At 39.8% G+C, this 14186-nt stretch carries 9 protein-coding genes; 5 read left to right on the top strand and 4 right to left on the bottom strand.

All coding sequences use genetic code 11. The features are described from left to right. From BV902_RS01565 to idi, 4 genes are all read left to right on the top strand, one after another. Positions 1–1737: a phospho-sugar mutase gene (locus BV902_RS01565; protein ID WP_075990476.1), complete on the top strand. Its 1737-nt coding sequence runs from the start codon at positions 1–3 to the stop codon at positions 1735–1737. Next, on the top strand, positions 1737–2279 hold the full coding sequence (locus tag BV902_RS01560) for an NUDIX hydrolase (protein WP_075990475.1): 543 nt from the start codon (positions 1737–1739) through the stop codon (positions 2277–2279). Before BV902_RS01565 ends, BV902_RS01560 begins: the two co-directional genes overlap by 1 nt. Positions 2280–2358: 79 nt before the next feature. Then, entirely contained in the window at positions 2359–3672 is a 1314-nt protein-coding gene (locus BV902_RS01555) for a nicotinamide mononucleotide adenylyltransferase (protein WP_075990474.1), read from the top strand. Positions 3673–3748: 76 nt separating this feature from the next. After that, positions 3749–4288 (top strand): isopentenyl-diphosphate Delta-isomerase, encoded by a 540-nt coding sequence (idi, locus tag BV902_RS01550; RefSeq protein ID WP_075990473.1) that lies wholly within the window; start codon positions 3749–3751, stop codon positions 4286–4288. Between the two features lie 78 nt (positions 4289–4366). Here idi and BV902_RS01545 read toward each other — a convergent pair whose 3' ends face one another. The 3 genes from BV902_RS01545 to gcvP form a co-directional block, all read right to left on the bottom strand. Beyond that, entirely contained in the window at positions 4367–5194 is an 828-nt protein-coding gene (locus BV902_RS01545) for an N-acetylmuramoyl-L-alanine amidase (protein WP_075990472.1), read from the bottom strand. A 208-nt stretch (positions 5195–5402) separates the two neighbouring features. Then, positions 5403–6059 (bottom strand): hypothetical protein, encoded by a 657-nt coding sequence (locus BV902_RS01540; RefSeq protein WP_075990471.1) that lies wholly within the window; start codon positions 6057–6059, stop codon positions 5403–5405. 211 nt (positions 6060–6270) lie between these two features. Then, positions 6271–9144 (bottom strand): aminomethyl-transferring glycine dehydrogenase, encoded by a 2874-nt coding sequence (gene gcvP, locus BV902_RS01535; RefSeq protein ID WP_075990470.1) that lies wholly within the window; start codon positions 9142–9144, stop codon positions 6271–6273. 575 nt (positions 9145–9719) lie between these two features. Between gcvP and ctlX the strand changes: the two genes are divergently transcribed. Further along, complete coding sequence (gene ctlX / locus BV902_RS01530; RefSeq protein WP_075990469.1) at positions 9720–10670, top strand: citrulline utilization hydrolase CtlX; 951 nt, start codon at positions 9720–9722, stop codon at positions 10668–10670. A gap of 159 nt (positions 10671–10829) precedes the next feature. Here the strand turns inward: ctlX and BV902_RS01525 are convergent, their stop codons facing one another. After that, the gene (locus tag BV902_RS01525; RefSeq protein WP_075990468.1) at positions 10830–14015 is read right to left on the bottom strand and encodes a TonB-dependent receptor; all 3186 of its coding nucleotides are present in this window, start codon (positions 14013–14015) and stop codon (positions 10830–10832) included. Positions 14016–14186: the final 171 nt, after the last annotated feature.

Raw genomic sequence — 14186 nt, 5'->3', positions numbered from 1 at the left:
ATGAAAAATATAGATAAAGACATACAAAAGAAAATCGAAGATTGGTTAACCCCAAGTTATGATGAAGGAACTCGAAAGGCAGTTCAGGATTTAATCGACAATAATGAGGAGACAGAACTTACAGATTCTTTTTACAGGGATCTTGAGTTTGGAACCGGTGGCTTAAGGGGCATTATGGGTGTCGGCTCCAATCGTATGAATAAGTATACAATCGGCAAAGCCACTCAAGGATTAGCCAACTATCTAAAGAAACAGTTCCCAGATCAGGAGATTAAAGTAGCGGTATCTTATGATAGCCGCAACAATTCGCAGGCATTTGGCCAGCTGGTTGCGAACGTCTTTGCAGCCAACGGCATCAAGGTACATCTGTTCACCGCATTGCGCCCGACCCCAATGTTGTCGTTTGCCATTCGTCATTTCGGCTGTCAGAGCGGTGTTATGCTAACGGCTTCACACAACCCAAAGGAGTACAATGGTTATAAGGCTTATTGGAACGATGGCTGCCAGCTGACTGCACCTCATGATAAAAATGTAATCGACGAAGTAAATGCAATCAGCTCAGTTAGTGCTATTAAATTTGAGGGGAATACGCAAAACATCATTCCTGTCGGGGAAGAAATCGATCAGCTCTATATCAATGCCAATAAAACATTAAGTATTCATCCGGAAGCGGTAAGTGCTCAAAAAAACTTGAAAATTGTTTTTTCACCGATACATGGTACCGGAATTACCATTGTTCCTAAAATGCTAGAAGCCTGGGGATTTGAAAATGTTTCAGTCGTTGCTGAACAGGCCACACCTGATGGCAACTTTCCAACGGTAATCTATCCAAACCCCGAAGAGGAAGATGCAATGGCCTTAGCAAAGAAAAAAGGGGAAGAAATTGATGCTGACCTTGTATTGGCGACAGATCCCGATGCCGATCGTGTCGGGATTGCCATAAAAAATAATAAGGGACAATTTCAACTGCTCAATGGTAATCAAATCGGCAGTTTATTGATATACTATGTCCTCAGTGCAAAAAGTGAACTAAAACAACTCGGATCGAATCCATATATTGTAAAAACTATCGTAACAACAAATCTCGAGTCAGAGATTGCAAAGCATTTCGGCGTGCCTTGTTATGAAACACTTACAGGCTTCAAATATATTGGTGAATTGATTACCAATCTAGGTGATTCAGCACAATATCTTGCAGGCGGAGAGGAGAGTTATGGCTATCTAGTAGGCGATCTAGTGCGTGACAAGGACGCTCCAAACGCTTGTGCTTTCCTAGCCGAAATGACCGCCTATTTTAAAACAAAAGGAAAAACAGTTTACGAAGTTTTATTAGATATCTACAAAGAATTTGGCTGTTATCAAGAAAAGCTCATTTCCTTAACCAAAAAAGGAAAGGCTGGTGCCGAAGAAATTCAGGCCATGATGAATGGCTTACGTCATAATCTACCAACCGCACTCGGTGGAATAAAAGTCAAAGAAATCAGGGACTATCAGCTTTCCCAAATCACAGATATGAGTACAGGGGAGCGAAGAGCGATCTCATTGCCTAAATCTGATGTATTGCAATTTATAACAGTAGACGGCGATGTGATTTCTGCCAGACCATCGGGAACGGAACCCAAGATTAAATTTTACTGTTCTGTAAAAGAAAGCTTGAAAGATACTGCTGATTATTTCGATGTGCAAACTATTTTGGAAGAGAAGGTTGAACGTATGATGAAAGATATTGTAAGCTAATGGAAAAGTGGAAACTATTATCCTCTGAATATATCTGTAAAGAGCCTTGGGCTACACTGCGCAGAGATACCTGTGAACTTCCGGATGGACGGATCAATGACCATTATTACGTACTGGAGTATCCAGATTGGGTAAATATGATCGGAATTACTGAGCAGAACGAACTTCTGGTCATTAAGCAATACCGCCATGGAGCAGGCATTATTTCATTGGAGATTCCCGCAGGGACAACAGAAGCAGGAGAAGATCCTAAAAATGCTGCTGTTCGTGAAATGCTTGAAGAAACAGGCTATCAATTTGATCAGATTGAAGAAATCGCCACGCTTTATGCCAACCCGGCGACAAGTGGCAATATTACCTATACCTACCTGATGACAGGGGGCAAAAAAGTTCAGGAACAGGCATTAGATGAACATGAAGAAATCGATGTGTATCGTATACCGCTTGAAGAAGCAAAAAGCATGTTGCTGGACAACAAATTCAGTCAGGCATTACATGCTAGTGCGCTATTCTATGCTTTCAACAAATTAGGCTTGTTATAAAACAGGCCTAATTTTATTCTGTTTTTTTCATTCATACTTTTAATTTTCACTAGCATGTTGATTTTTGTACCTTTGCATCATGGCAAGAGAAATTTTTGAAACCAAGCGAAAGGCGCTGAAAATAAATCTAAACCCAGAGATTTATGGAACCTTTGCAGAGATCGGTGCTGGACAGGAAGTCGCACGTAACTTTTTCAACGCAGGAGCAGCATCAGGCACAATTGCTAAAACAATGTCAGCTTACGACATGGCTTTCAGTGATGCAATTTATGGTGAAGAGGCTGATGGTCGATATGTCAGCAGAACACGTTTAAAGAAAATGCTCTCCCATGAATTCAATCTTCTTACCCAACGACTTCATGGCGATAAATACTGCAACAAAAAATTCTTTGCCTTTGCAGATACCGTAACAACCCTCAATTTCACCAAGACAAATGAACCTCACGGCTGGATCGGACTTCGCTTCCAACATGAAGTTGGAGGCCCTACAAATGATATCATTGTCCATGTAAGACTACTAGACAGCGACAACCAATTGCAACAAAAAGTTTTAGGCATAATTGGTGTAAACCTATTATTTGCGGCTTATTATTATACAGACAATGTGCAGACCATGATCGAATCATTGGTCGATAACCTTTCTGTTGGTTCCGTTGAGATTGACCTGGTTAAATTAAACGGACCTCTATTTGAAAACGTCAACCAACGTCTAATCAACTTATACCTGATTGCAAAAGGATTTGCTAAAGCCGCTATATTCCAGCCCGATGGCAAAGCGGTACAAATCAAAGATTATCTGTACAAAAAGAACATTATTCTACTTCGCACCAAATACCGTCAAAAATCCCTTCCAAACTTTGATCTCTTCAATCTTGCCGTTGAACAGTTCAAAAAAAATACAGGTGCAACTGACGCAGACACCATTGTATTAATTGAAGTCCTGATGGGAAATGTGTTGGAAGATACGCATGAAATTACAGATGAAGACCTGCAAGAATTTGCTTCTAGGGCTGACGAACTATGTGCGACAGGCAATAATATTATCGTTAGCAACTTTAGAAGAAATAATCATTTAGCAGAGTTTATAAGCAACTTTAAGCCTAAGAACATTGGAATTGCAACCAATGTTTACAATTTAAAGAACATTTTCAATTCAGATAATTATAATAAAGAGTTATACACCAATGAACTTCTTTCCTATATCTCGGGGATGTTCAATAAAAATGTGAAACTCTACGCATATCCTTATCTCTTGAAAAAAGAAAATAAGATTATTACCACGCACAATATGCCCGTTTCTGAAGAAGCCAAACCTTTATTTGAATTCTTAATTAAAAACGGCTACATCATTGATATTGAAAATTACGACGAAAAATTTGTAAAAACCGTATAAGCAGATCTCGCACAAAATTTAAATTTATTATATAGCCCAATTTTCTTAAATTGGGCTATATTTATTTTTGTGCCTTATGAAGCAAGAAAATGTAATACTGGTTGACAGCAATGACAGGATGGTTGGTAGCATGGAGAAATATGAAGCCCATGAAAAGGGGCTATTGCACCGTGCTTTTAGTGTATTTTTGTTCAATGACCAAGACGAATTGCTCCTGCAACAAAGAGCATTAAGTAAATACCACTGTGGCGGACTGTGGACCAATAGCTGCTGCTCGCATCAGCGTCTGGAAGAAAGTAACATAGAAGCCGCCAAAAGGCGCTTAATGGAAGAATTAGGAATTACTGCAACAGCCCTTCAAGATGTCTTCTCGTTCGTTTATAAAGCTCAATTTGACAACGGACTTACGGAGCATGAATTCGATTATGTCTTATTCGGAAAATTTAATGGAACTCCAGAAATTAACGAAGAAGAAGTTGCCGCAACAAAATACATGAATCAACGGGAAATTCAAAATGAAATACAACACTCACCCGAGCAGTTTACCCCCTGGTTTAAACTAATCTATCAACGTGCTTTTGATACGTACTTCAATATATATAAGGACAAATTATAGCAATCTTATACCCAGCAAAAAAAGATCCTGCCTTTTTTAAAAAGCAGGATCTTTTTTTTCCTTTAGTTTAGCGAATCGCTATAAGAATTTTTTATAGATGGAATACAGAATTTTAAGATCATTCTCACTCATGAACGCTGTATTTACGTCCTGCTGAATGTAGTGAATCTTAAATGCTTTTATTGCCGCATCGAGATTACTTACATCGTAACCGATGATACGTAATGCCATTTTTGGGTTAAAGTCTGCTGGAGGCATCTCTAAATAGTCCTCATACCAAAAGCCGAATCCTTGATCAGCCAGTTTTTTCCAAGGAAAACGTGACGGATCATTTTTTCGGGTTGGCGCCAAATCCATATGCCCAATAAAATTTGCCTGCGGGATTCTATAGGTCGTTTTTAAATAAGTCAACAACTGCGTCAAGGCGTTTATTTGGGCATCGGTCCAAGGATCAGTAGTCCCATTATTGTCGAGCTCGATGCCAATGGAAGAAGAATTGAGGTCCGTATCATTGCCCCATTTCCCCAAGCCCGCATGATGTGCACGATAGAGGTCATTGACCATCTGCACTACTTTTCCATCCCGACCAACCACATAATGGGAGCTTACACCTGCTTTCGCGGAATGAAATGTACGGATGGTCTGTCCCAAAGAATCCTGTGCTGTATGATGAATGACAACAAAATTGGGTTTACGGATGCCAAAATTAATCGAGGCGATCCATTGTTGTTCTTTGACATTCACCTTCTCCAATTGACCGGTGACAGGCGATTGTTTATAGAGTTTTGAAAATTCTTTTGCTTGTTTCTTATATACCTTTTCAGTCTTCGCGTATTTCCCTCCAGCACAGGAAGCCAATAATGCTGTTGCGACACAAAGATTGATGGAAAATTTTAGTATCTTCATATTGAAATGTTTCAGCACAAACTAAGGCAAATTTGCCAACAAAAACAAATTTATTAGCTTCGTCCTATAGTTCGACATAATTTCCAAATATCCTTTTCTTATACATTGCGGAACAAGGCCGCCTGCTTTTAAAAAAAGCTCAAACCAATGTTTGAGCCTTTCCCATGTCAACCATGCATTTCCTGCTTATCTGAAATTACATTTTTTATTATTTTAATGCGCTTAGGTTCAATTTTGCCAAAAACCCTTTCAGCTCGTCGAGGCTATACCCGTTTCCCCGAAGAGTAATTAGATAGCGGTCTTTCTCAAGATAACTTATTTCGGAGCTTTTTGCCGTTGAGCCTTCCACTCCTTTACTATCAGTTGTTTTTGCCCGTTTACCTTCAAATTCGCCAGTTTTTTCTATTTCAGTATCTGTAATTTTCTCTGAATCTACCATGAAGCCCATTTGCGCCAAACCCACGATTGCCGAAGCTGTCTCGCCCGCGCCATCAATGATATTGACTTTAATTTCCTTCTGGTTATCGACGGTATACGTCGCCTCTCCAGATACAACTTCTGCCCCATACATTGATCCGCCAGAATAGGACGTTCTTTTTAAACCATCTAAGCTTTCCGGTAAAAAAGCCTTCAACTCTTCCGAACTTAATGGTTTCTCGGATTTAAGTTTGGCTTGAAGGTCTTCCAATTTTTTTGCTCCATCACTCAGATTGCCCAAGTTGGATACTCCCTTAACTACATCCGAAATTCCAGCCTCTTTCTCCTTAGCATCTTCGCCGCCTTCACTGGATTTGCTGTTGCCGCAGCTCGCGACCAAAAGGCCCAGTCCTAAGAGAACAGGCATTACTTTCCATTGTCTTTTCATGATTATCAGTTTTAATTAAAACGCTAAAAAGAACAAAATAATATAATTAATCTAAATTTTAAAATCTGTTCGCAGACGATCTTTAGACCTTAAAGCCCGACCTAAATTTCTACCTGTTACTTGTATTACCTAGGTACTGCCGAATGGGACTGCGCTACACAAAAAAAGGCCTCTATGCGAGTATAGAGGCCTTCCGTTATAACTACCGAGATTATGCTTCGGCGTATTCCTCAATTGAAGGACACGAACAAATCAATGTACGGTCACCTTGAGAGTCGTTCACACGACCTACTGAAGGCCAGAATTTACGTTCTCTTACATACTCCAATGGGTATGCGGCAGTTTGACGACTGTAAGGTCTGTCCCACTCATCTGCAGTTACAACCGAAGCTGTATGTGGTGCATGTTTCAGTACATTGTTAGCTTGGTCCACGTCTCCTGCTTCAACCGCAGCGATCTCTTCACGGATAGCAACTAATGCATCACAGAAACGATCCAATTCAGCCTTAGACTCAGATTCAGTAGGTTCAACCATCAATGTTCCTGCAACAGGGAAAGAAACAGTCGGTGCGTGGAAACCATAATCCATTAAACGTTTTGCAATATCTGCAACCTCGATACCAAAGTTTTTGAATCCACGGCAATCCAAGATCATTTCGTGTGCACAACGTCCGTTAGTACCTGAATAAAGTACTGGATACGCATTTTCTAAACGTGCCTTAATATAGTTTGCATTTAATATTGCGGTTCTTGTCGCATTTGTCAAGCCTTCACCACCCATCATTGAAATATAAGCATGAGAAATAAGCAAGATTGATGCTGAACCAAATGGAGCTGCAGAAACAGCAGAGATACCCTCTTCACCAGAAGTCGAAACCACTTCGTGGTTAGGTAAGAAAGGAACTAAGTGTTTTGCAACACCGATAGGTCCCATACCTGGACCTCCACCACCGTGAGGAATACAGAATGTTTTATGGAGGTTCAAGTGACAAACATCGGCACCAATATGCCCTGGGCTTGTCAATCCAACCTGTGCATTCATGTTCGCACCGTCCATATAAACCTGACCGCCATTTGCATGAACAATTTCACAGACTTCAATGATCGACTCTTCAAATACACCGTGTGTAGAAGGGTAAGTCACCATCAGTGAGTTCAAGTTTGCAGCATGTTCAGTCGCTTTTGCTCTTAAATCTGGAATATCGATATTTCCTAATTCATCACATTTCACAACGACCACTTTTAAGCCTGCCATAGAAGCAGAAGCAGGGTTTGTTCCGTGTGCAGAAGCAGGGATCAAACAGATATTACGTCCATGATCACCACGGCTCTCATGGTAAGCACGGATAACCATCAGACCAGCGTACTCGCCTTGTGCTCCTGAATTTGGTTGGAAACTCATCTTCGCAAAACCAGTAATTTCAGATAACCAATCGTTCAATTCACCGATCATTTGCATATATCCAGAAGTTTGATCTGCAGGAGCAAATGGATGCAAACCGCCAAATCTCGCCCATGTAACTGGCACCATTTCAGCTGTAGCATTCAATTTCATCGTACATGAGCCCAATGGAATCATTGAGTGACAAAGCGATAAATCTTTTGCTTCCAAAGATTTGATATAGCGCAACATCTCATGTTCAGAATGATAGCTATTAAAGTTTGGATGTGTTAAGTAGGCAGAAGTACGTACTAAATCGGCGGGAATTGAAGAGCCTAAATTCTCTTCTAATGCATCGAAATCTACGTCATTCAATGTTTTACCTTGAATTTTAGCAAATACTTTGATAATCGTCTTAATATCTTCGTATGTGGTTGTTTCGTCGATAGCAATTGAAACTTCCGAACCATTATAATAGAAGTTTAACTCGTTATTTAATGCTTCAGATTTCAAAGCACCAGCATGAGCACCTAAGTCTACACGTAGTGTATCAAAATAAGCTGCATTCAATTGCGTATAACCCAACGACTGTAATGCTTGATCCAACAGATTGGCCAAAGCATTTATACGTGATGCTATATTTTTGATTCCTTCTGGGCCATGGTACACGGCATAGAAAGAAGCCATAATCGCTAAAAGAGCTTGTGCAGTACAAATATTTGAAGAAGCTTTATCACGGCGGATATGTTGTTCACGAGTCTGCAAAGCCATACGCAATGCATAATTTCCATTTGAATCGGAAGTAACACCAATAATACGACCAGGGATATTACGTTTGAAGCTGTCGCGTGTCGCAAAATATGCTGCATGAGGACCACCAAAGCCCATCGGTACGCCAAAACGTTGTGAATTACCAACAACAACATCTGCGCCCCATTCTCCCGGAGGCGTTAACAATGCTAAACTCATCAAATCTGCCGCCGCACATACGGTAATATTCTTACTGTGCGCTGTAGCTGCAAATGATTTATAATCAACAATTGAACCATCCGCTGCAGGATATTGAACAAATGCCGCAAATACATCATCTGTTAATTCTGATTCAGCAATAGCCGCAATTTTAAGTTCAATACCAAAAGACAAGGCACGGGTCTTCAATACATCAACCGTCTGCGCATAGGCATTGTCCGACACCAAGAATACGTTAGCATCTTTATTTTTCCGAGCTGAATAAAGCATAAACATGGCTTCAGCTGCAGCCGTAGCTTCATCCAACAAAGAAGCATTTGCTATTTCTAAACCAGTAAAGTCACAAATTACAGTCTGGAAGTTCAATAAAGCTTGTAACCTACCTTGTGCGATCTCCGCCTGATAAGGAGTATACTGCGTATACCATCCTGGGTTTTCAAATACATTTCGTTGAATTACGCCCGGAAGGATCACATCGTAGTAACCTTGACCAATAAAAGATTTAAAAACTTTATTTTTCTCAGCGATTTCCGCAATACGCTTTAAATAGGCTACCTCAGACAATGCTTTAGGAAGATTTAAAGGTTTTGGAGCACGAATTTGAGAAGGGACCGTTTGGTCAATAAGTTGGTCAATTGACGAAACGCCTAATTTAGCCAACATTTCATTCGCTTCAACTGGACTTGGGCCATTGTGGCGACTTTCGAATTTTTCTTGGAAGTGTATATTGCTCATGTGTGCAAAAAGTTAACGCTTATAGATAGTTAGCGACATAATAATTAGGCAATTAACTCTCTTATAAACAGTCGTTTTTTGGATGAGCAAAGATAGCAAAATAAATGACTGAAAACGAAGCAAAAAAGTGGATAAAAAGTCAGTTTTACTGAGCTACTGAAATGCAATCGATTGTCTTTGTAAATTAATTTTTGGAATAACCTCAAACATACAGACTGTTCATTATAAATATAACAAACAATACGACAATCGTTTGCTACAATTTTAAAAAAATACCAGGTTATCTGTTATTTCACCTGCGTATTTCTTTCATTACTTCACTATTCTTTTTTGCAATGCCAATGAATTTTCAATAAATTAGTATATGTACCAATTGTAAAGTGACTTCGAAATAACGATATACACTTTTTTGCTAAGAACAACTGATATCAAGGGTATTTTGCTATCAGGAATCTTAACAAAGAAAACATTATCCAGCTAGGGAAGCATCTCTTTTGACAAATGTAAATTATCACAAAAAACGAATATCATTTCTTTTTAACGAATATAAAACAGCGAAGTAACGATTATAAACCATGAGAAAACAGGTAACAGACAGCGTTCTTTTAGTAAGACCCTCTGTCTTCCGTAAAAATGAACAGACTGCGGTCAACAATTTCTTCCAAAAGGATATCGAAAATCTCAGTATAGAAGAAGTCAACAAAGAAGCGCAAGGAGAGTTCGACGCGCTAGTAAATGAATTGAAGTCACATGGAATTTTGGTGACTGTCATTCAAGACGACGAGAAATCAGAAAGTCCCGACAGTATATTCCCCAATAATATTGTCTCCTTTCATCAGGATGGAAAAATAATTTTTTATCCCATGTTTGCTCCCAATCGTCGAAAAGAACATTTATTGGATTTCGAAGGTCCATTGAAGCAAAACGGTTATTATGTAAAACTAACTAAGGATCTCAGTGAAGCCGAAAACAATAAACAATATTTGGAGGGCACCGGCGCACTTGTCTTGGACCGCGCTCACCGTGTAGCCTACTGTGCCTTATCCGAAAGGGCAGACCGGGATATGCTCGACGAATACTGCAGGACTGAAAACTACACACCTGTTGTATTTCACGCCTATCAAACTGTCCATGGAGAGCGGAGACCTATCTATCACACCAATGTGGTGCTAGCCGTAGGCGAAGATTTTGCTATCTTATGCCCACAGGCAATCGATAATCAGGCTGAGCTCCAAACGCTGCTGAAGAGTCTAAAAGATACAGGCAAAGAGATCATTGAAATCAATGAGAACCAACTCGAATCTTTTGCAGCAAACTGCCTCCAGGTGAGAAATAAATATGGTAATCGTTTTATTGTCCTGAGCAATCAGGCGTTATCCTCATTGACTTTATACCAAACAGCACAATTGGAAAAGCATGGTAAAATCATCCATCAAGATCTACATGTTATCGAGACATGTGGTGGCGGAAGTGTACGCCACATGATGGCTGAAGTTTTTCTTCCGAAAGAAAACATACTGAGCTAGTCCCAAGCATAATGATGCAGTTAGGCTGCTCTTTTTAAAATAAGCCTATTTTGCCTAATCAGGCTTATTTAATAGACAAATAAAAATGCCCCTTGGAGCCATTGCTCGCAGGGGCATTATCTTTTCTAAAACAATCTAATTCCTATTTCTCCAGTCAAGTTAGAACGAATACCTCAATCCCAATTGGAATTGGTACGGATTCCCTGAAGGTGATACAATACCAGAGTTGTTCAATCTATAATTAAACTGTTGCTTAACAGGGTCGAATGCAGGAATTTCGGGATTTCCATTTGCTGCCGCTGTTTTTGATACAGCATACAACGATTGATTACCTAAAGATTCATTGACACCCCAGGTTTTCTTAAAGAGATTCGCCACATTGAATACGTCCGCTGAAAGCTCCAAAGCATGTGTTTTGTAAAGGTTGAATTTTTTAGCTATTCTTAAATCAATCAAACCGTAAAAGCTATTGATACCGCCATTTCTTTCGGCCATCTTACCTTCGTACTTTTTAATATAATCTTTCAGACTTTGACTGGCTTCACCATTCGCCAACAACGCATTCATGGCATCTGCCAACGCCTTTGGCGTATTTGGACTATTGGGATCGAAAATAAAGGCTAAGTCATTCGAATTGGATACAAAATCGCCATTGATATTACCTCCAGCAAGCAAGCTGTAGCGTGTTCCACCAATTCCCGAATAACGAACCCCTACACTGACACCATAAAATGTAGGTAGTGTACCATAAATAACAATTTTATTTCGGAATTGATTATTCGAATAACTCATCTTACTCAAATCTCTTGGATCATCTTTTACCGCCAGCGATAAGGTCGCTGTATTGGCAACATTCCCATTGTAGGACGTGTTATCTTTCGCATCGTTCCATGTGTAGCTTACAGAAATCGATCCATCTTTGTAGTACTGATAACTTGCATCCAATACAACTGCAAACTGATTTACTTTTCCCTCAGAGTTTAGTTCTAACACGCGTCCAAACTTATTGGAAATCCTTCCCTGTTTCCAATCTGGAACACCATTGACAATAGCCGTAGCCGGTACGAATACCCCACGATTATCTTCATTCGCCAATCTAAAGAACGGATCTTGAACCATATTACGATCAACATACATATAGTTGTTGCGTCCTAGATTCATATATCCTGAAAGACTCGCTTTTAACTTTTCGGTAAAGAAATGCGTGTAAGATACATTGGCCTTGTACACCACTGGTATTTTCGCATCAGCTCCATAGGTGTTGATCGTTGGCACTTGAAATTGTGCCAGGGTTGGCGTTGTTGACGGATCTTGTCTGTACCCCACAAAATTAGGTGTAGGCACATCGTTACCACGAACATCTACTGTCGCAAAATGCTTCCCATCAAAAGTTAAATTATTGATGGTCATATAATTATTAATATCAGATGCAAAGATACCTGCTCCTACACGGAAAAAATCTTTTCGTTCTTCATTCACATCCCAAGTCATCTGGAAACGAGGCTGTACAACAAAAGATTTCAACTTGTGATCTGTACGTACCCCCACTTCTTTCAGCAATTCTTCATTTAGAGGAGAGGTTGGATAATGACCATAATCCAATCGTAGTCCCGCAACCAGATCCAATCCTTTCGCCAATTTGGTCTGCAACTGTCCATACGCACCGGCATTAAATATCTTACCGATCACAGTTGGATCGGCCACCAAAGGGACTTCCCGGTAAAATGCATAAGGTTTTAGGTTTGCAAAATTTTGCAATGCCGTATTGTTAGCATCCTCCCTAAAATGAAAACGTCCGTTGACTTCACTTCCGTAAATCGAATTTGCATGTGTATACATCAAATCCACACCAAACGTGTAATTGATATTGTCCGTACTATAATACAGGTTATTGACCAACTGTACGACATTATTCTTAAAGGACTCCTGTGCAAACCGGTGACCGCCTAATTGAATATTAGTCGACAAATTACTTCCGTCAATGGTAGACACCACATTCTCTACAATGGCACGGGGAATATTTTGACTAGGCAACATATCTCCAGGACTACTTTTTTGAAAAGTATAAAGGTGTTGCAATTTCAGTTCATTGGTAAGCTTTGGGGAAATGGAAGTACGTAAAGTTGCTAAAAAACTATTATCAATATTCTTGTCATTTCCGTATGATTCATATAAATTGATGGCGGTATTATCCTCTAGACCAAGCTTATTGAGGTCACTTGTAAAGTTATTCCGTATTGTCAATAAATTCTTTTCATTGATCTGCCAATCTATACGGCCAAATATAGCATCAGAATTTCGTTTCTTATCGAAAGAACCATATTGCCTATCATTACTCAATCCATATTTTTCACGTCCTATACGAATATACTCATCGAGGGTCGATTGTGTAACATTGAAACGCTTTTCATCTGCTGGCGAATTGATATCTGCGATAATCAAGGGGCGGGCATCGCGTTGATGATCCCAAGCTACAAAATAATGCAACTTGTCTTTAATGATGGGACCGCCTAATGTAAATCCATATTGATACGTAGAGAAATCATTGCTTCGTTTATTTCCTCTAATATCGTATGGGCTGGACAACCAATCGGCCCTTGAATAAAGCCATGCGCTTCCGTGCGTTTGATTTGTTCCTTGTTTGGTTACCGCACTGACTGTTCCTCCCCCTGCTCTTCCATAAGTCACATCATATTGGTTGGTGACCACTTTAAATTCACGAACGGCTTCTATCGAAATGGAGAACGGAGCACCACTACGACTGGTTGTTGAGCCTGCAGAAGTCGGGTTTTTGGCATTCATACCATCAATTGTAAAATTAGTAGAGGAACCCAACTGGCCACCGATATTATCGCCCTTACTCAAAGGAGAAAGGTCCATCAGCGAAGTAAAATTCCGACCGTTGACAGGCAGTTTCGCAATATCTTTGGCCGTAACCGCTGTAGCAGCACCTAGATTTTCTATTTTATTCTTTAGGGTACTTATTCCTGTTAATTCAACCGTTTCTAATACATTTGAGGTATTTTGGATAGGAATCTTCAGGCGGACGATATCGCCTTGATTTAAATTAAATCCCGAACGCACTTGTTCGCCATAGCCTATATAAGTTACTTTGATCGTGTAGGGGCCGCCTAAAGGCAACTCCTTAAAGTTGAAATCGCCATTTGCATTAGTCGAAGTCTTCGTTGTGAAACCCGTTGATTCATTACGTACTTCAATTGAAGCTCCGTGAACTCCTTTATCATTTTCGTCCGTAATCTTGCCGGAAAACCCCGCTTGGGTCGTCTGGGCGTACAAACCTGTTCCAAGCGCAATGGCACATGTTGTGAGTAAAAATTCTTTCATTTAGTTGTTGGTTGTGATAATGAAAGCAAAACTACACCGAAACTGTTAACAGGAGCTAAACGAAATATTATGAAATTATAAACAAAGCATTTTAAAATATATATTAATAAAAATGAAAGCGCTTTTGAAAAAAACTCGGAATATGCATCAAAAACATTTTAAATAGGGATA

It is taken from the genome of Sphingobacterium sp. B29 (genome assembly GCF_001952815.1).
GTDB lineage: Bacteria > Bacteroidota > Bacteroidia > Sphingobacteriales > Sphingobacteriaceae > Sphingobacterium > Sphingobacterium siyangense.
This window is presented reverse-complemented; position numbering and strand designations above follow the sequence as displayed.